The organism is Klebsiella sp. 2019SCSN059 (assembly GCF_021739525.1).
In the GTDB taxonomy this organism is placed as follows: Bacteria; Pseudomonadota; Gammaproteobacteria; order Enterobacterales; family Enterobacteriaceae; genus Klebsiella; species Klebsiella quasipneumoniae.
The window spans coordinates 1-18670 of the sequence record NZ_JAKKOM010000039.1; the positions used below are offsets into that span (position 1 = coordinate 1).

20 protein-coding genes and 1 pseudogene are annotated in these 18670 nt (G+C 59.3%); 8 read left to right on the forward strand and 13 right to left on the reverse strand.

The annotated features are described in order from the left end of the window. Positions 1-129: 129 nt before the first annotated feature. Positions 130-276: pseudogene (locus L2I46_RS25345) on the reverse strand (hypothetical protein); the annotation flags it as partial. 69 nt (positions 277-345) lie between these two features. Between L2I46_RS25345 and nadA the strand changes: the two are divergent. Then, positions 346-1389: a quinolinate synthase NadA gene (nadA, locus tag L2I46_RS25350; RefSeq protein ID WP_236948313.1), complete on the forward strand. Its 1044-nt coding sequence runs from the start codon at positions 346-348 to the stop codon at positions 1387-1389. A 35-nt stretch (positions 1390-1424) separates the two neighbouring features. Beyond that, complete coding sequence (gene pnuC, locus L2I46_RS25355) at positions 1425-2144, forward strand: nicotinamide riboside transporter PnuC (RefSeq protein WP_004151689.1); 720 nt, start codon at positions 1425-1427, stop codon at positions 2142-2144. Here the strand turns inward: pnuC and zitB are convergent. Together zitB and L2I46_RS25365 are read right to left on the reverse strand one after the other, a co-directional pair. After that, positions 2141-3085 carry a CDF family zinc transporter ZitB gene (zitB, locus tag L2I46_RS25360; RefSeq protein WP_236948306.1) on the reverse strand — a complete coding sequence of 315 codons (945 nt, stop codon included), beginning with the start codon at positions 3083-3085 and terminating at the stop codon, positions 2141-2143. The genes pnuC and zitB overlap by 4 nt on opposite strands. Positions 3086-3203: 118 nt before the next feature. Beyond that, a complete protein-coding gene (locus tag L2I46_RS25365) occupies positions 3204-3587 on the reverse strand; it encodes a YbgS-like family protein (protein ID WP_236948307.1) in 384 nt (127 codons plus the stop codon). Between the two features lie 315 nt (positions 3588-3902). Here L2I46_RS25365 and aroG point away from each other — a divergent pair, with 315 nt between their 5' ends. Continuing rightward, positions 3903-4955, forward strand: coding sequence for a 3-deoxy-7-phosphoheptulonate synthase AroG (gene aroG, locus L2I46_RS25370; protein ID WP_023288882.1), 1053 nt, complete (start codon positions 3903-3905; stop codon positions 4953-4955). A 73-nt stretch (positions 4956-5028) separates the two neighbouring features. Here aroG and gpmA read toward each other — a convergent pair whose 3' ends face one another. From gpmA to modE, 7 genes are all read right to left on the reverse strand, one after another. Continuing rightward, positions 5029-5781, reverse strand: a complete 753-nt coding sequence (gene gpmA, locus L2I46_RS25375) for a 2,3-diphosphoglycerate-dependent phosphoglycerate mutase (protein WP_002895089.1) — start codon at positions 5779-5781, stop codon at positions 5029-5031. Positions 5782-6072: 291 nt separating this feature from the next. Further along, the gene (gene galM, locus L2I46_RS25380; RefSeq protein WP_236948308.1) at positions 6073-7116 is read right to left on the reverse strand and encodes a galactose-1-epimerase; all 1044 of its coding nucleotides are present in this window, start codon (positions 7114-7116) and stop codon (positions 6073-6075) included. Continuing rightward, entirely contained in the window at positions 7110-8258 is a 1149-nt protein-coding gene (gene galK / locus L2I46_RS25385; protein WP_032455171.1) for a galactokinase, read from the reverse strand. Before galK ends, galM begins: the two co-directional genes overlap by 7 nt. Positions 8259-8260: 2 nt before the next feature. Next, positions 8261-9307 carry a galactose-1-phosphate uridylyltransferase gene (gene galT / locus L2I46_RS25390; RefSeq protein WP_032455172.1) on the reverse strand — a complete coding sequence of 349 codons (1047 nt, stop codon included), beginning with the start codon at positions 9305-9307 and terminating at the stop codon, positions 8261-8263. 9 nt (positions 9308-9316) lie between these two features. Next, positions 9317-10333, reverse strand: coding sequence for a UDP-glucose 4-epimerase GalE (galE, locus tag L2I46_RS25395; protein ID WP_023288886.1), 1017 nt, complete (start codon positions 10331-10333; stop codon positions 9317-9319). 209 nt (positions 10334-10542) lie between these two features. Further along, on the reverse strand, positions 10543-12015 hold the full coding sequence (gene modF / locus L2I46_RS25400) for a molybdate ABC transporter ATP-binding protein ModF (protein WP_044521688.1): 1473 nt from the start codon (positions 12013-12015) through the stop codon (positions 10543-10545). A 67-nt stretch (positions 12016-12082) separates the two neighbouring features. Continuing rightward, positions 12083-12871 (reverse strand): molybdenum-dependent transcriptional regulator, encoded by a 789-nt coding sequence (modE, locus tag L2I46_RS25405; protein ID WP_004886029.1) that lies wholly within the window; start codon positions 12869-12871, stop codon positions 12083-12085. A gap of 152 nt (positions 12872-13023) precedes the next feature. Between modE and L2I46_RS25410 the strand changes: the two genes are divergently transcribed. The 4 genes from L2I46_RS25410 to modC all read left to right on the forward strand — a co-directional run bounded on the left by L2I46_RS25410 (position 13024) and on the right by modC (position 15839). Continuing rightward, entirely contained in the window at positions 13024-13173 is a 150-nt protein-coding gene (locus tag L2I46_RS25410; protein ID WP_002895156.1) for an AcrZ family multidrug efflux pump-associated protein, read from the forward strand. Positions 13174-13315: 142 nt separating this feature from the next. Beyond that, a complete protein-coding gene (gene modA / locus L2I46_RS25415) occupies positions 13316-14089 on the forward strand; it encodes a molybdate ABC transporter substrate-binding protein (protein ID WP_236948309.1) in 774 nt (257 codons plus the stop codon). After that, positions 14089-14781 carry a molybdate ABC transporter permease subunit gene (modB, locus tag L2I46_RS25420; protein ID WP_023288889.1) on the forward strand — a complete coding sequence of 231 codons (693 nt, stop codon included), beginning with the start codon at positions 14089-14091 and terminating at the stop codon, positions 14779-14781. The genes modA and modB overlap by 1 nt, the downstream gene beginning before the upstream one ends. Next, positions 14781-15839 (forward strand): molybdenum ABC transporter ATP-binding protein ModC, encoded by a 1059-nt coding sequence (gene modC, locus L2I46_RS25425; RefSeq protein ID WP_044521712.1) that lies wholly within the window; start codon positions 14781-14783, stop codon positions 15837-15839. The genes modB and modC overlap by 1 nt, the downstream gene beginning before the upstream one ends. Here the strand turns inward: modC and L2I46_RS25430 are convergent, their stop codons facing one another. Further along, positions 15840-16658 (reverse strand): pyridoxal phosphatase, encoded by an 819-nt coding sequence (locus L2I46_RS25430; protein WP_044521692.1) that lies wholly within the window; start codon positions 16656-16658, stop codon positions 15840-15842. It abuts the gene before it with no gap. A gap of 228 nt (positions 16659-16886) precedes the next feature. Between L2I46_RS25430 and pgl the strand changes: the two genes are divergently transcribed. Beyond that, positions 16887-17882, forward strand: coding sequence for a 6-phosphogluconolactonase (gene pgl, locus L2I46_RS25435; RefSeq protein ID WP_023288892.1), 996 nt, complete (start codon positions 16887-16889; stop codon positions 17880-17882). A 107-nt stretch (positions 17883-17989) separates the two neighbouring features. On the opposite strand, the gene L2I46_RS25440 is transcribed toward pgl, so the two are convergent. Both L2I46_RS25440 and L2I46_RS25445 read right to left on the reverse strand, forming a co-directional pair. Next, entirely contained in the window at positions 17990-18256 is a 267-nt protein-coding gene (locus L2I46_RS25440) for a biofilm development regulator YmgB/AriR family protein (RefSeq protein WP_004886050.1), read from the reverse strand. A 51-nt stretch (positions 18257-18307) separates the two neighbouring features. Then, on the reverse strand, positions 18308-18613 hold the full coding sequence (locus L2I46_RS25445; RefSeq protein WP_023288893.1) for a hypothetical protein: 306 nt from the start codon (positions 18611-18613) through the stop codon (positions 18308-18310). Between the last annotated feature and the right edge of the window lie 57 nt (positions 18614-18670).

The following is an 18670-nucleotide window of genomic DNA, read 5'->3' on the forward strand; positions in this document are numbered from 1 at the left end:
GAAGGGCGAGGCGAAGCCGAGTCATCCTGCACGACCCACCAATGTAAAAAGGCGCCCTAAAGGCGCCTTTTTGCTATCTGCCCGCCCATCAATTGCCACAATATTGTATTCAGCGCTTTCCCACGCTCGCGCTGCGCTTACCACGCCTGCACAGGGCGCGAACCGGTAGCCCGGACAGCGACGCAGCCTCGTCCCCTGGAACAGGCGCTGATGTACAAAATTCATCACGACTTTTGGCGCGTAATCGGCTATCTTGTTTAGCATATAAAACACCATGACCGTATCATGGCGCGGGCAGGCCATACTGACGGTCTTAGAGTTAAGCCAGTAAAACGAGATTGCATGATGAGCGTAATGTTTGATCCTGAAACGGCGATTTATCCCTTCCCACCGAAACCGCAGCCGCTGACCGTCGATGAAAAGCAGTTTTACCGCGAAAAAATCAAGCGTCTGCTGCGCGAGCGCGATGCCGTGATGGTGGCGCATTACTACACCGATCCTGAAATTCAGCAGCTGGCGGAAGAGACCGGCGGCTGTATTGCCGACTCGCTGGAGATGGCGCGCTTTGGCGCCCGCCATTCGGCCTCTACGCTGCTGGTCGCCGGGGTGCGTTTTATGGGGGAAACCGCCAAAATCCTCAGCCCGGAAAAGACCATTCTGATGCCGACCCTGAACGCCGAGTGTTCCCTGGATCTGGGCTGTCCGATTGAGGAGTTCAACGCCTTTTGCGACGCTCATCCTGACCGCACCGTGGTGGTCTATGCCAATACGTCTGCCGCGGTGAAGGCTCGCGCCGACTGGGTGGTGACCTCCAGCATCGCCGTGGAACTCATTGACCATCTGGATAGCCTTGGTCAAAAAATCCTCTGGGCGCCGGACCGCCATCTTGGCCGTTACGTTCAGCGTCAGACCGGCGCAGATGTGCTCTGCTGGCAGGGGGCGTGCATCGTGCACGACGAGTTTAAAACCCAGGCGTTGAAGCGGATGAAGGCTCTGCATCCCGAAGCCGCTGTGCTGGTCCATCCCGAGTCGCCGCAGGCGATCGTCGAGATGGCCGATGCCGTAGGCTCCACCAGCCAGCTGATCGCGGCGGCGAAAAGCCTGCCCCAGCGCCAGCTGATCGTGGCGACCGATCGCGGTATCTTTTATAAAATGCAGCAGGCGGTGCCGGAGAAAACGCTGCTGGAAGCGCCCACCGCCGGTGAAGGGGCGACCTGCCGCAGCTGCGCGCATTGTCCGTGGATGGCGATGAACGGCCTGAAAGCCATTGCCGAGGGTCTCGAGCAGGGCGGCGCTGAACATGAAATCCACGTCGACGAAGCGCTGCGGACTGGCGCATTAATTCCCCTTAACCGGATGCTGGATTTTGCGGCTACACTACGGGGATAACCTATTGCCGCGTCATCTGGCGCTGAGAGGATAAAATGGATTTTTTTAGCACGCAGAATATTTTAGTACATATACCCATCGGCGCCGGGGGGTACGATCTCTCCTGGATAGAGGCCGTGGGGACCATCGCCGGGCTGTTGTGCATCTGGCTGGCGAGCCTGGAGAAGATCAGTAACTATGCCTTCGGTCTGGTCAACGTCACGCTGTTCGCCATCATCTTCTTTCAGATCCAGCTGTATGCCAGCCTGTTGCTGCAGCTGTTCTTCTTTGCCGCTAACGTTTACGGCTGGTATGCCTGGTCGCGGCAAAGCAGCAACCATGAGGCTGAGCTGCAGATCCGCTGGCTACCGCGCAGTAAAGCCCTGGGCTGGCTGGCGGCCTGCGTGGTGGCGATCGGCTTGCTGACCCTGTTTATCAATCCGTTTTTTGCTTTCCTGACGCGGATCGCGGTCAGCCTGATGCAAGCGCTCGGTTTGCAGGTCACTATGCCGGAACTGCAGCCGGACGCCTTCCCGTTCTGGGACTCCTGTATGACGGTGCTGTCGGTAGTGGCGATGATCTTAATGACCCGCAAATACGTTGAGAACTGGCTGCTGTGGGTCATCGTCAACGTCATCAGCGTGGTGATTTTTGCCCGTCAGGGCGTCTATGCGATGTCGCTGGAATATCTCTTGCTGACGTTCATTGCGCTGAACGGCAGCCGGATGTGGATAAACAGCGCGCGTGAGCGAGGTTCTCACGCGTTTTCTGGCTAATGGTGGTGGTGATGATCGTGCCCGGCGTGCATCGTGTTGAGATGGCACTCCGGGCCGCTGCAGGGCTGGTACTCCATCTGCACCGTGGCATGCTCAATTTCATATTTATGTTCCAGGAAATGCAGGATGCGGTTGAGTAACGCATCATGATCGTGCGGCGGCACAACCTGCACATGCAGCGTCATCACCGGTTTTTCCCCCACCAGCCAGACGTGGACGTGGTGAACATCGCGCACCTCCGGGATAGAGCGGCGGATATCCCGCTGCAGGGCCGTCACATCCAGCGAACGCGGCGCGCTTTCCAGCAGCTCATTCAGACTCTCCTTCAGCAGACGCCAGGCGCTACGTAACACCAGGCAGGAAACCAGCACGGAAAGGATCGGGTCGACAGGTGTCCAGCCGGTGGTGAGGATCACCACGGCGGCCACAATCGCGCCAACCGAGCCCAGCAGATCGCCGAGCACGTGTAGCGCCGCGGCGCGCACGTTGAGGTTCCGCTCTTCGCTGCCACGATGCAGGATCCAGAAAGCCAGCACGTTGGCCAGCAGGCCAGCGACCGCAATCACCATCATCGTCACGCCGGCAACCGGCTGCGGGTGCTGGAAGCGCTGAATGGCCTCCCAGACAATCAGCATGGTGATCACCACCAGGGCAATGGCATTGAGAAACGCCGCCAGGGTGGTCAAACGCAGCCAGCCAAAGGTATGGCGGGCATTCGGGGGACGGCTGGCGAAGCGAACCGCCAGCAGCGCAAACAGCAGGGCGGCGGAGTCGGTGAGCATATGGCCGGCATCCGCCAGCAGGGCCAACGAGCCGGAGATCGCGCCGCCGATGGCTTCTACCAGCATAAAACCGGCGGTGACGATGAACGCCCAGAGCAGCCGGCGAGCGTTGCCGTTATCCGTAGCCTGGGCAGGGGAGTGCGAATGCGAGTGCGCCATAGTGTCGTCCCTTGATAGTTATCATTATCACGCTATGACATCATAAACAGAGAACGATAACAAACAGAGAAAAGGCGAGCCCGGCTCGCCTTTTCTCTGTTTGCACTCACCGCATCAATTATTGGGTGGTGCCGTCGGTTTTGCTGTTGTCATGGTTCATGCTGTCGCCGTTGTCCAGCTTCTTACCGGTGTCCGGACAGCGGCCGTCTTTACACATCGAGTTTTTATGGACCTCATCGCTCGACATATTGTCCTGGCTCATCGTCGAGCCGTCAGGATGAAGCATGGTGCCGCCAGTGCCAGTGCCAGAATTGATTTGGCTATTATCGACGTTATTCGGCGCCACGTTTTCACGGGCGTCCGGCGCCACCTGACCGGCATCAGCGGAAGAGTTGGCCTGGCCATTGTTGGACTGGGCGCCGGCGTCTGCCGCCAGGGCCGCGCCGCTGGCAAAACCTAAGGTGGCGGTGAGCAAAAGGGTCGTCAGTTTTTTCATGTTCATCGGATACTCCTGTTGGGTCGGGAAGCGGTAACTACGCCTCCAGCGGTAAGTGTGCCAGGGATCTGACTCGCTATGGTTAAAGACTCCGCAGACGATCGCAGTGTCACTATATAATCCTGAAACGTAAGACTTAATTAGCTTTAACAGTTAAATATTGTAGTTCATGAGTCTGGTTTCGCTACTTTATGGCGTATTTTTGCCTATTTCCAGGATTATTCCATCACTACTGTAAAATCACGTTTACACTATTTCAGCGAAGAGATAGATTGGAGGGATTGCATTTCATTGAATAAGTATGGCAACGCTGGAAAGAAGATGAATTATCAGAACGACGATTTACGCATTAAAGAGATCAACGAATTATTACCTCCCGTTGCGCTCCTGGAAAAATTCCCTGCTACCGAAAATGCTGCAAACACCGTTGCACATGCTCGCAAAGCGATCCACCAGATCCTCAAAGGTGATGATGACCGCCTGCTGGTGGTGATTGGGCCCTGTTCTATTCACGACCCGGCGGCGGCGAAAGAGTACGCTTCCCGTCTGCTGACCCTGCGCGAGGCGCTGAAGGGCGAGCTCGAGATCGTCATGCGCGTCTATTTTGAGAAACCGCGCACCACCGTCGGCTGGAAAGGGCTTATCAACGATCCCCATATGGATAACAGCTTCCGCATCAACGACGGGTTGCGCATTGCGCGCAAACTGCTGCTGGATATTAACGACAGCGGCCTGCCGGCGGCGGGGGAATTCCTCGATATGATCACCCCGCAGTATGTCGCCGATCTGATGAGCTGGGGCGCCATCGGGGCGCGCACCACCGAATCCCAGGTGCACCGCGAGCTCGCCTCGGGGCTCTCCTGCCCGGTGGGCTTTAAAAACGGTACCGATGGCACCATCAAGGTGGCTATCGACGCGATTAACGCCGCCGGCGCGCCGCACTGTTTCCTGTCGGTCACCAAGTGGGGCCACTCCGCTATCGTCAATACCAGCGGCAACGGCGACTGCCATATTATTCTGCGCGGCGGCAAAGAGCCGAACTACAGCGCGAAGCACGTGGCGGAGGTGAAAATCGGTCTGGCGAAAGCGGGCCTGCCGGCCCAGGTGATGATCGACTTCAGCCACGCCAACTCCAGCAAGCAGTTCAAGAAGCAGATGGAAGTAGGCGCCGACGTATGCCAGCAGATTGCCGGCGGCGAGCGCGCCATTATGGGCGTGATGATTGAAAGCCATTTGGTGGAAGGCAACCAGAGCCTCGAGAGCGGTGAACCGCTGACCTACGGCAAGAGCGTCACCGACGCCTGCATCGGCTGGGAGGATACCGAAGCGATCCTGCGTCAGCTGGCGGAAGCGGTGAAAACCCGCCGCGGCTAAGCTACGTTGCGCTCGCGCAGGTCATAAAAAAAGCGTGGAGATTTCCACGCTTTTTTATTTTCACCGGGGGAAATTACTTCGCTTTACCCTGGTTGGCGACGGCAGCTGCTTTCGCCGCGATCTCTTCCGCGTTGCCCAGATAGTAATGTTTGATCGGCTTGAAGTTTTCATCGAACTCATACACCAGCGGTACGCCGGTCGGGATGTTCAGTTCGAGGATCTCGTCTTCGCCCATGTTGTCGAGGTATTTAACCAGCGCGCGCAGGGAGTTACCGTGAGCGGCGATGATCACGCGCTCACCGCTTTTCAGGCGCGGCAGAATGGTTTCGTTCCAGTAAGGCACGACGCGGTCGATGGTCAGCGCCAGGCTTTCAGTGGTCGGCAGTTCCGCGTCGGTCAGTTTTGCATAGCGCGGATCGTGGCCCGGGTAGCGCTCGTCGTCTTTGGTCAGCTCCGGCGGAGTAACGGCGAAGCCGCGACGCCACTGTTTAACCTGCTCGTCACCGTATTTCTCAGCAGTTTCCGCTTTGTTCAGGCCCTGCAGCGCGCCGTAATGACGCTCGTTCAGCTTCCAGGATTTCTCAACCGGCAGCCAGGCCTGATCCAGTTCGTCCAGCACGTTCCACAGGGTGTGGATGGCACGTTTCAGCACGGAGGTATAAGCAAAATCAAAGCTGAAGCCTTCAGCCTTCAGCAGTTTACCTGCTGCTTTCGCTTCGCTAACGCCTTTCTCGGACAGATCAACGTCGTACCAACCGGTGAAGCGGTTTTCGTTGTTCCACTGGCTTTCGCCATGACGAACCAGTACCAGCTTAGTTACAGCCATTCTCTTACTCCTCTCTACACGCCATCCCTCGCGCCGCGAACGGTGCGCTGAATATGTTGGTGTATGTGTTATTGATTGATAACTATTCTCATTATATTGCCGTGATTTGGCCCACGGCAATGCTTATCCCTAACCATAGCGAAAATAGTGGCTCAGTGTAAGGTGCTTGTAAAACACAGGTTATTTTTTTGTCCTTTGATGATGGAAAATAGAGCAGGTTGCTGAAAAAAGAGGCAGGAGAGAAGAGGGCGGGGACGAAACTCAGCGCCCCCCGGCGGAGGGCGCTGGCGATTAGCGGGCGATAAACTGATATTCCGTCAGGCTGACGTACTCCTGGCCTGGACGTAACACACAGTCCGGCTGCGGCCATTCCGGATGATTCGGCGAATCCGGCAGGAATTCGCTCTCCAGCGCCAGCCCCTGCCAGTCGGCGTAGGGGTCCGTCGTCTGCGACGGGGTGCCGCCGAGATAGTTGCCGGAATAAAACTGTAGCGCCGGAGCGGAGGTATAGACCGTCATCTGCAGCTTACCGTCCTGCGACCAGACCTGCGCCGCAGGTTGACTGGCGTCGCCTCTGGCGTCCAGCAGGAAGGCATGGTCATAACCCTTCACCTTTTGCTGATCGGCATCCGCGAGGAAGTCGGCGGCGATGGTTTTCGGCTGGCGGAAATCAAAGCTGGTGCCGGCGACGTCTTTGAGTCCGCCGCCCGGGATACCATCGCTTTCCACCGGCAAATAGCGATGGGCGAGGATCTGCAGCTGGTGCTGGCGCACGTCGCCCTGGTCACCGTCGAGGTTGAAATAGACGTGATTGGTCATGTTCACCGGGCAGGGTTGGTCCACGGTGGCGCGATAGGTAATCGCGATGCGGTTATCGTCGGTCAGACGATAGTGCGCGGTGGCCTGCAGAGTGCCCGGAAAGCCTTGATCGCCATCGGGCGAGGTCAGGGCGAACAGCGCTTCCTGCTCGTCAGCGCGGACGATGCGCCAGCGGCGTTTATCAAACCCTTCCGGGCCGCCGTGAAGCTGGTGGCCCGCGTCGTTTGACGGCGTGACGGTGACGAGCTGGCCGTCAAGCGGGAAGCGGCTATTGCCGATACGGTTGGCGTAGCGGCCTACCGAGGCGCCAAGAAACGCGGCCTGGCGGGCATAATCTTCCAGCTTTGCGCAGCGCAGCAGCGGATGGCGCACGCTGCCATCGGCCAGCGGCACCTCGGCGCTGAGCAGCGTCGCGCCCCAGTCTGCCACGGTGACGGTCATCCCCGCCTTATTGCGCAGGGTTACCTGCTGCCATGGCTGGCCGTCCGGCGCCAGCGCGGTAGTTTGCGTTACCATTGACCAGCCCCCTGTGACGGTTTGCAGACATAAAACGTCTCTTTAATTCCGGTTTTCGCTTCATACTCGTTGGCAACGGCCTGCTGAACGGTATCGACCAGATCTTCCGGGACCAGCGCTACCACACAGCCGCCAAAACCGCCGCCGGTCATGCGCACGCCGCCCTTATCGCCGATTGTCGCCTTGACGATCTCCACCAGGGTGTCGATCTGCGGGACGGTGATCTCGAAATCATCGCGCATCGAAGCGTGGGATTCGGCCATCAGCTCGCCCATCCGCTTCAGGTCGCCTTTTTCAAGGGCGCTGGCGGCTTCCACGGTGCGGGCATTCTCCGTCAGCACATGACGTACCCGCTTCGCCACCACCGGATCCAGCTCATGGGCGACAGCGTTGAATTGCTCAAGGGTGACATCGCGCAGAGCGGGCTGCTGGAAGAAGCGCGCGCCGGTCTCGCACTGTTCACGACGGGTGTTGTACTCGCTGCCGACGAGGGTGCGCTTAAAGTTGCTGTTGATGATCACCACCGCCACGCCTTTCGGCATCGAGACGGCTTTGGTGCCCAGCGAGCGGCAGTCGATCAGCAGCGCATGGTCTTTTTTGCCCAGCGCCGAAATCAGCTGATCCATGATCCCGCAGTTGCAGCCGACGAACTGATTTTCCGCCTCCTGGCCGTTGAGGGCAATTTGCGCGCCATCGAGCGGCAGGTGGTACAGCTGCTGGAACACCGTGCCGACGGCGACCTCCAGCGAGGCTGAGGAGCTTAAGCCCGCGCCCTGCGGCACATTGCCGCTGATCACCAGATCCGCGCCGCCGAAGTGGCTGTTCCGCTGTTGCAGATGCTTCACCACGCCGCGGACATAGTTCGACCACTGCTGGGTGTCGTGGCTGAGAATCGGCGCGTCGAGAGAGAACTCGTCGGTCTGATTGTCGTAATCGGCGGCAATCACCCGCACGGTACGATCGTCGCGCGGCGCACAGCTGATCACCGTCTGGTAGTCGATGGCGCAGGGCAGCACAAAGCCGTCGTTGTAATCGGTATGCTCGCCGATCAGGTTGACGCGGCCTGGCGCCTGAATGACATGGCTGGCCGGGTAGCCGAAGGCCTCAGCAAACAGGGTTTGGGTTTTCTCTTTCAGACTCATCATTACACTCCGGATTCACGAAAATGGACGTCGCTGACGGCGCGCAGTCGTTCGGCAGCTTGCTCGGCGGTGAGATCGCGCTGCGTTTCGGCCAGCATTTCGTAGCCAACCATAAACTTGCGGACCGTCGCGGAGCGCAGCAGCGGCGGATAAAAGTGGGCGTGAAGCTGCCAGTGGTTATGGTCTTCGTCGTTAAACGGCGCGCCGTGCCAGCCCATGGAGTAGGGGAATGAGCACTGGAACAGGTTGTCGTAACGGCTGGTCAGCTTTTTCAACGCCAGCGCCAGATCGCTGCGCTGGGCGTCGGTTAAATCGGTAATACGCTGCACGGGCGCTTTCGGCAGCAGCAGCGTTTCGAACGGCCACGCGGCCCAGTAGGGCACGACCGCCAGCCAGTGATCGGTGTCGACCACCGTGCGGCTGCCGTCGGCCAGTTCGCGCCGGGCATAGTCCAGCAGCATCGACTGGCCCTGGCTGGCGTAATACGCTTTCTGCAGACGGTCTTCCCGTTCCGCTTCATTAGGCAGGAAGCTGTTGGCCCATACCTGACCGTGCGGGTGTGGGTTGGAGCAGCCCATCGCTGCTCCTTTGTTTTCAAAGACCTGCACCCACGGGTAGCTTTTCCCGAGGTCCGCGGTCTGTTCCTGCCACGCTTTAACCACGCCTTCCAGCGCTTCAAGGCTCAGTTCCGGCAGCGTTTTGCTGTGGTCTGGCGAGAAGCAGATCACCCGACTGGTGCCGCGCGCGCTCTGGCAGCGCATCAGCGGATCGTCACTCTCCGGGGCATCCGGCGTGTCGGTCATCAGGGCCGCAAAGTCGTTGGTAAACACGTAGGTGCCGGTGTAATTCGGATTCGTGTCGCCGGTGACCCGGGTGTTGCCCGGGCACAGGAAACAGTCCGGATCGTGGGCCGGCAAGGTCTGTTTTGCCGGCGTCTCCTGCGCTCCCTGCCAGGGGCGCTTGGCGCGATGCGGAGAAACCAGAATCCACTGCCCGGTTAACGGGTTATAACGACGATGCGGATGGTCAACGGGGTTAAATACGCTCATGAAGGTTCCTTAGTCTGGATAACCCTGCGGATGGCGGGACTGCCAGTTCCAGGTGTCCTGCGCCATTTCGTCCAGGTTGCGCGTCACGCGCCAGTTCAGCTCGCGGTCGGCCTTGGCGGCATCCGCCCAGTAGGCCGGGAGGTCGCCATCGCGGCGCGGCGCGAAATGGTAGTTAATCGGTTTGCCGCAGGCCTTGCTGAAAGCATTGACCACGTCGAGCACGCTGCTGCCGACGCCGGCGCCAAGGTTGTAGATATGGACCCCGGCTTTGTCAGCCAGTTTTTCCATGGCCGCGACGTGGCCGTCGGCAAGGTCCATCACGTGGATATAATCGCGCACGCCGGTGCCATCTTCGGTCGGGTAGTCGTTACCAAACACGGCCAGCGATTCGCGACGGCCAACGGCGACCTGGGCGATATACGGCATCAGGTTATTCGGGATCCCCTGCGGGTCTTCGCCCATGTCGCCCGACGGGTGGGCGCCGACCGGGTTGAAGTAGCGCAGCAGGGCAATGCTCCACTCCGGCTGCGCTTTTTGCAGGTCGGTCAGGATCTGCTCCACCATCAGTTTGCTTTTACCGTAGGGGCTTTGCGGGGTGCCGGTCGGGAAGCTTTCGACATACGGGATTTTCGGCTGGTCGCCGTAGACGGTGGCGGAGGAGCTAAAGATGAAGTTCTTCACGCCCGCGGCGCGCATGGCGGAGACTAATTTCAATGTGCCGGTGACGTTATTGTCGTAATATTCCAGCGGCTTGGCGACGGACTCCCCGACGGCTTTCAGCCCGGCGAAGTGGATCACCGCTTCAATGGCGTGATCGTGGAGGATCTCGGTCATCAGCGCTTCGTTACGAATATCGCCTTCAATAAAGGTGGCTTCTTTGCCGCCGAGACGCTCAATCACCGGCAGTACGCTGCGCTTGCTGTTGCAGAGATTGTCGAGGATCACCACCTCATGCCCCTGCAGCAGCAGTTGAACGCAGGTATGACTTCCAATGTAACCGCTACCACCTGTAACCAGAACTTTCATGATTCGCTCCATTCGGCTTATCGTGTATGAGGAAGATAGCATATCAAAGAAGTGAAAAGTGTGACACAGAACAAGTTAGTGGAATCGTTTACACTCGGGGATGAAACGGCATCGTTTAATATATTTTGTTTAAAATACATAGTGTTAGGTGAGTAAGGCGCTATTTTTCTGAAAAATACCAGGGATCTTGCGATCCCCGGCAGGGGGCGTCAGGCCACGGGGCCGAGCTGATAAGTGTAACCGTCTCCACTGGGAACGAACGCCAGGCGATGGGTAATACAGTCCGGGGCATCTTCCGCATGGTGCGAGACAAACAGCAGCTGCGTGGCGCCTTCGCCAATCAGGACGTCGACGAAGCGGCGCACCAGCTGGCGATTGAGGGGATCCAGCCCCTGCAGCGGTTCATCAAGGATCAGCAGGGTTGGATGCTTCACCAGCGCGCGGACGATAAGCGCCAGCCGCTGCTGGCCCCACGACAGGCTGTGAAACGGCGCGTCGGCGGTGCGCTTATCGATGCCGAGAATATCCAGCCATTGCTGCACCAGCTTATGCTGTTTATCCGACACCGCCTGATAAATGCCGATCGAGTCAAAATAGCCCGACAGAATCACGTTGCGGACGTTGGTGCTGACCCGGTAGTCCAGATGCAGGCTGCTGCTGACGTAGCCGATATGCTTTTTAATATCCCAGATGGTCTCACCGCTGCCGCGCCGACGGCCAAAGAGGGTGAGATCGTTGCTGTAGCCCTGGGGGTGATCGCCGGTGATAAGGCTTAAGAGGGTGGATTTACCCGCGCCGTTGGGGCCGACGATCTGCCAGTGTTCGCCAGGGTTTACGGTCCAGGAGAGGTGGTTGATGACCGGGCGATCGTTGTAGGAGACCACCCCGTCATTGAGGACGATACGCGGCGCCGTCTCCGTCAGCGTATGGCGGGCCGGTGGGGCATCCGGCTCCGGCAGGGTGATACCGTCCAGTTTTTCACTGTGCGCCAGCTGGGCGACCAGCGCCTGCTGCAGCAGAGCGTGCTTCTCGCCGGTCTCGCTGAGGAGGCAGTCAGCCAGCACGCCGGCGTATTGCACAAAGTCCGGGATCTCATCGAAACGGTTGAGCACCAGCACCAGGGTGATGCCGGCGCGATGCAGGTCGGCCAGCAGGGCGGCCAGCTGCTGGCGGGAGTTGACGTCGAGGCCGTCGAACGGCTCGTCGAGGATCAGCAGTTGCGGATCGCTCATCAGGGCCTGGCACAGCAGGGTCTTACGCGTTTCGCCAGTGGACAGATACTTAAAGCGGCGGTCCAACAGGGCGCTGATGGCAAACTGTTCGGCAAGCTGCGCGCAGCGGGCCGGATCTTTCACCTCATCCTGAATAATCTCCGCGGTAGTGCGTCCGGTATCTTCTTCTCCGGGGCTGAGCAGGTCGGTGTTATTGCGCTGCCACTCGTCGCTGACCAGCTTCTGCAGCTGTTCGAAGGAGAGGCGGGTTACGCGGGAGAAGAGGCTGTCGCGCTGGCCGCTGAGCAGGGTCAGGTCGCCGGCCAGGGCCCGCGCGAGGGCGGATTTGCCGCTGCCGTTGCTGCCGACGAACGCCCAGCTTTCACCCGCCGCCACGCTCAGGTGGTCTATTTTTAAGGTTTTTGTATCGCTCAGGCGAAACGTGCCTTGCGAAATTTGCAATGATGACATGATGTATCCCATTTTTTGCAGCGATGTGCATCAGGGATACGACTTCAGGCGTGCAATGTCAATGGGGTCAGCATAACGTAGCGAGAATGATGCGATCGGCGTTGAAGTACGCGATCGCCTCCGTCCCTTCCGTCAGGCCAGAGGTCTGGGCCTGCGGCAGGGTGGCGCACAGGGTCTGGCCGTCCGCAAGGGTCATCAGCACTTCGCACTGCCCGGAGCCGCATTCGATATGGCTGATGCGACCCGACAGCTGGTTCTCGGCCTGGCGGGCCACCGCCGGGTCGAGGGTGATGCCAACCCAGGGCGCTTTCAACAGGACCAGCACCTCCTGGCCCTCATCGAGCCCCAGCTTTTCAGCGCTTTGGGCGGTAATGGCGACGTTCAGGCGGGTCTGCCCGTCGGCCAGCAGCACCTCGACGTGCTGCTGCACCTGCTGACGATCGCGGCCGGTGATAGTGCCGAACCACTGGTTGCGGGCGCTGGTCTGCAGGGAAAAGCGCGAGATGGCCGCCAGCAGGCTGTCCAGCGGCAGGGCGTCGTCATCGCTGAGCACATCAAACGCTTTCTGCTGGATCTGCGCCAGCAGATCGTACAGTTGGATCAGACGCTGCCCGTAGCGGGTCAGCACCGCGCCGCCGCCGCCTTTGCCGCCGGTGGCGCGATCCACCAGCGGCTGTTCGCTGAGCTGGTTCATCTCGTTGATGGCATCCCACGCGCTTTTATAGCTGATACCCGCGTGCTTCGCCCCCTGGCTTATCGAACCGGTCTGGTCAATCTGTTTGAGCAGGGCGATCCGCCGGGGGTCGGCAAACAGGCGCTGCTGAAGCTTAAGGGTGAGAAGAATTTCGGCCTGCATAATCGTTTCCTGACAAAAAAGCGTATTGTGACCGATAGTCACCCCGTTGCAAAACCTCTCTGCGCGGTTTGTCATTAACCACCGCACAAATGGGGCGTGTTTTTTCGGCTGAAACCGTTACAATCAGGGAATCATACTATCTGGAGTGAACCATGTTAGAGCTTTTGAAAAGTCTGGTTTTTGCGGTCATCATGGTACCGGTGGTGATGGCGGTCATCCTGGGATTGATTTACGGTCTTGGCGAAGTGTTCAACCTCTTCTCCGGCGTCGGCCACAAAGATCGCAGCCAGCAAAATCATTGATTTCCCGGCGCCCGGTTTAACCGGGCGCTGTGCTATTTCCCTCCTGTATCATTTCCCTTCATTTTATTGTCCTGCGTCACTATAAAAACGCTTCGCATATCGTTATATTGTCGAGTACATAACGCATTGACAGGAGATTCAGATGACAGGTTCTTGGTTACGCGGGGTGGTCGGGGTATCGCTCACGCTGTGCGTCGCGGGTCAGGCGCTGGCGGCAGAGGGGAAAGTGACCGTTTTCGCGGCCGCGTCGTTAACCAACGCGATGCAGGATATCGCCCAGGCGTATAAGAAAGCGAAAAACGTCGAGGTCGTCTCGTCGTTTGCCTCGTCGTCAACGCTGGCGCGGCAGATTGAAGCAGGCGCCCCGGCGGACCTGTTTATCTCCGCCGATCAAAAGTGGATGGATTACGCGGCAGACAAAAAGGCCATCGATCCGGCGACCCGCGCCACCCTGCTTGGCAACAGCCTGGTGGTGGTGGCGCCGAAAGCCAGCGCGCAGGGGGCGATAACCATTGATGAGAAAACCGACTGGACCAGCCTGCTGAAAGGGGGCCGTCTGGCGGTGGGCGATCCGCAGCACGTTCCGGCAGGTATCTACGCCAAAGAAGCGCTGCAGAAACTGGGCGCCTGGGAGACCCTGTCGCCGAAGCTCGCCCCGGCGGAAGACGTGCGCGGCGCGCTGGCGCTGGTGGAGCGTAGCGAAGCGCCGCTGGGCATCGTCTACGGATCGGATGCCGTGGCCAGCAAAGGGGTGAAAGTGGTTGGCACTTTACCGGAGGCGTCGCATCAGAAAGTCGAGTACCCGCTGGCGATTGTCGATGGCCACCGCAATGCGGCCGTGAGCGCTTTCTATGACTACCTGAAAGGGCCGGAAGCGTCGGCGATTTTTCAACGTTACGGATTTACCACCCGCTGATGTTTCTGAGCGAACCCGAATGGCAGGCGGTGCTGCTGAGCCTGAAAGTCTCCTCCCTGGCGGTGGCCCTGAGCCTGCCCTTTGGCATCTTTTTTTCCTGGCTGCTGGTCCGGCGCACCTTCCCCGGCAAGGCGCTGCTCGATAGTCTTCTCCATCTGCCGCTGGTGCTGCCGCCGGTGGTGGTGGGGTATCTGCTGCTGGTGGCCATGGGGCGGCGCGGGTTTATTGGCAGCTGGCTGTACGACTGGTTCGGCATCAGCTTTGCCTTCAGCTGGCGCGGGGCGGTGCTGGCGGCGGCGGTGATGTCTTTCCCGCTGATGGTGCGTGCCATCCGCCTGGCGCTGGAGGGGGTGGACATCAAACTGGAGCAGGCGGCGAGAACCCTCGGGGCCAGCCGCTGGCGGGTATTTTTCACCATTACGCTGCCGCTGACTCTGCCGGGAATTATTGTCGGCACGGTGTTGGCCTTCGCCCGCTCGTTAGGGGAGTTTGGCGCGACCATCACGTTCGTCTCCAATATTCCCGGTGAAACGCGCACCCTGCCTTCGGCGATGTACACCTTGATCCAGACCCCAGGCGGGGAGGGGGCGGCGGCCCGCCTCTGCCTCATCGCTATCGGTCTGGCGCTGGTCTCGCTCTTGATTTCAGAATGGCTGGCCCGCGTGAGCCGCCAGCGAATGGGAGGATCATGATGCTCGAGCTGGACTTTACCCAGACCCTCGGCAGCCACTGTCTGCAGATCCGTGAAACGCTGCCCAGCAGCGGGATCACCGCCATCTTTGGCGTCTCAGGCGCCGGGAAAACGTCGTTGATCAACGCTATCAGCGGCCTGACCCGGCCGCAGGCGGGGCGGATCGTCCTCAACGGAAGGGTGCTGAACGACACCGCGCAGCGTATCTGCCTGGCGCCGGAGCAGCGGCGGATCGGCTATGTATTTCAGGATGCGCGCCTGTTTCCCCACTATAAAGTGCGCGGCAATCTGCAGTACGGAATGGCGAAATCCATGGTCAGCCAGTTCGATAAGCTGGTGGAACTGCTGGGAATTGCGCCCTTGCTGGATCGGCTGCCGGGCCGGTTATCCGGCGGCGAAAAGCAGCGCGTGGCCATCGGCCGCGCCCTGCTGACCGCGCCGGAGCTGCTGCTGCTGGACGAGCCGCTGGCCTCGCTGGATATTCCGCGCAAACGCGAACTGTTGCCCTATCTGCAGCGGCTGGCGCAGGAGATCCATATTCCGATGCTCTACGTTAGCCACTCGCTGGACGAGATCCAGCATCTGGCCGATCGCGTGCTGGTGCTGGAGGCCGGTAAGGTGAAGGCTTTCGGTCCGCTGGAGGAGGTCTGGAGCAGCAGCGTGATGCACCCCTGGCTGCCGGCGGAACAGCAGAGTACGATCCTCAGCGCCACCGTCGCCGCGCAGCATCCGCAGTACGCGATGACCGCGCTGACGCTGGGGGATCAAATGCTGTGGGTCAACCGGCTCGATCGTCCCGCCGGGGAGAGCGCGCGGATCCGCATCCAGGCGTCGGACGTCTCGCTGGTGCTGGCCCAGCCGTCCGCAACCAGCATCCGCAATATCTTACGCGCCGAGGTGGTTCAGTGTCTGGAGGTCAACGGGCAGATTGAGGTTCAGCTCAGGGTGAGCGGCCATCCTCTGTGGGCTCGAATCAGTCCGTGGGCGCGGGATGACCTGGCGATAGCGCCAGGCCAGCAGGTATTTGCCCAGATCAAAAGCGTGTCGATTGCCGCCTGATCACAGCAGCTGACGGTAGATAAACTCGGCGATGCTGGCGGACTCATTGTCGCCGATGACCACGTTGGCGCGGGCTTTGACGTCGTCCACCGCGTTACCCATCGCCACCCCGGTGCCTGCCGCTTCCAGCATACTCAGATCGTTGTAGTTATCGCCGAAGGCCACCACATTCTGCATCGACAGCCCCTGGTCAGCGACCCACTGCGCCAGGCGTTTGCCTTTGCTGTTGCCGGCGCGAGCGATATCCACCTGGTCGTGCCACGACCATTCGCACTCGAGGCCCAGCGTCTCGCCGACCTCCTGCGCAAAGCGCTGCAGACGGGGAATGTCGTCGTCGGTGAGGGCGAATTTCCATACCGCCTTGACCTCGCGGACCGCCTGCGCCAGCGAGTCGACCTGGCTGAAGACCGGGCGCTGATCCTCCGGTAACGCCTGCGCCCAGTTGCGGGTGCGGATCACATGCCCGGTGGGCTGTTCGTAAAGCATCGCGTCATCCACATAGGCCAGGCCGTGGATCTGCTGTTCGGCGAGCATGGCGGTGAGGCTTACCGCGTGTTCCACCGACATAGGATCGGCCGCCAAAACCTTTTTTGCGTGATAATCATACAAATAAGTGCCATTACAACAAATTGCAGGTGTATCGAGAGCCAGTGCCTGATAAAAAGGATGAATAGCGACGTGATGACGTCCGGTAACGACGATCACCTGGTAGCCCGCCTCTCTGGCGCGGGCCAGCGCTTCCAGCGAAGCGGGCAGGATGGTTTTTTTGCTGGTGAGCAGGGTGCCGTCTAAATCCAGGGCAATCACGCGTGTTGTCATGTGTTATTTCCGGTTGATGTTGAAAAGTGACCTGGCCATGATGGTACACCGCCGTGGCGTCAGGACCAATTTTTCCACATCTGCCGTGAATGTCTGTATGCCCTTTGTGCCGCCGTCCGTCGGTAATTCGGCGGGCGATGCGAGTATCATGGGCGGATGTCTTATAATTTTCAGGGTGCAGTTATCCTGAAAATGAAAAATCCACGTGCAGTGAGGGAAGGAGTAGTCATGAAACAAACCGTTTATACCGCCAGCCCGGAAAGCCAACAAATCCACGTCTGGAGTCTTGAAGCGGACGGCAAACTGACGCTGGTGCAGGTGGTTGATGCCCCGGGGCAGGTCCAGCCGATGGTGGTCAGCCCCAATAAGGAGTATCTGTACGTTGGCGTTCGTCCGGAGTTTCGCGTGTTAGCTTATCGCATCACGCCGGATAACGGGGCGTTGACCTTCGCAGGGGAAGCGGCGCTGCCGGGCAGCCCGACCCACATCTCTACCGATCATCATGGTCGCTTTGTCTTCAGCGCCTCCTACAATCAGGGCTGCGTCAGCGTGACCCCGCTGCAGGATGGTCTGCCGGGCGAAACCATCACCGTGGTGGACGGGCTGGAAGGCTGCCACTCGGCCAATATCTCCCCGGACAATCGTACCCTGTGGGTGCCGGCGCTGAAGCAGGATCGCATCTGCCTGTTTACCCTCAGCGAGGATGGTTTCCTCTCCGCCCAGGAGCCAGCGGAAGTCACCACCGTCGAAGGGGCGGGTCCGCGCCACATGGTGTTCCATCCGAACCAGCAGTATGGTTACTGCGTCAATGAGCTAAACAGCTCAATTGACGTCTGGGAGCTGAAAGACCCGAATGGCAACATCGAATGTGTACAAACTCTGGATATGATGCCGTCTGATTTCACCGGCGTGCGCTGGGCGGCGGATATTCATATCACTCCGGACGGTCGTCACCTGTACGCCTGCGATCGTACCGCCAGCATTATCACGGTGTTCAGCGTGTCGGAAGATGGCAGCGTGCTGGCGGTGGAGGGCTATCAGCCGACCGAAACCCAGCCGCGCGGCTTTAATCTCGATCACAGCGGTAAGTATCTGATTGCCGCCGGGCAGAAGTCGCACCATATCGCAGTGTACGAAATTACCGGCGAGCAGGGGCTGCTGCAGGAGAAGGGGCGCTATGCGGTCGGGCAGGGGCCGATGTGGGTGGTAGTCAACGCCCACTGATCCGTCAGGCGTAAATGAAAAAACCTCGCGTCAGCGAGGTTTTTTTAACAGAGCGGACAGGCTCTGTCGGAAAGGGGTTGCCCTGGCGGGCCTGAAGCGTGACGGCCTTAGATATCGTCCATGGTGTAGCCGACGACAATCTCCAGCGTTTTACGGATCACGTCTGCGGTCACCACGTCATCGGTGCTTTCCAGCGCCTGAATCAGCCATAAAATAATGGCCTTATTGTTCAGGTGACCTTCGGACTGGAGAATACTGTTGATGGCCAGCGACATCACGGCGGACTCATCAACCAGCTTATCACCGGCGTTACGGAAATAGTCGGAGAGCGCGGTGTCCTGCAGTCCTGCGTAAATATCGGGTTGCTGATGCATAGTCTGTCTCATCACATTCTCACTCTGTGTTATTCACCACGGTTAGGATACTCAGTGGATCTTTTTACCTTCCGGCGCCATGGCGCTTTGCGCCGGCGATCCTCGGGTTTCCCAACGGCCATTGATTTTCTTTACCTGCAAAGGCGCCTGCTTCCGCTGACGGGCAAGCTTCGCGCAAATTTCTTCAATCACGGCAGCGATGACCTTTCTTCGCTGTCGGTCTGACTCTGTCGCCTGCATCAACCGAAGTCGAACCAGCAGGGTCGGGGTGGTAATAGGGCGATTCGTTTTCAGAAGCGCGAGTACCGCCTCGCCGATGATCTCATCGGTGATTTCCTCAGTTTCACTGCTATTCATAACCGTCTCACTGCATGCCACTCTCTCCCTGAATCTGCGAACGGGCATTCAGGTCAG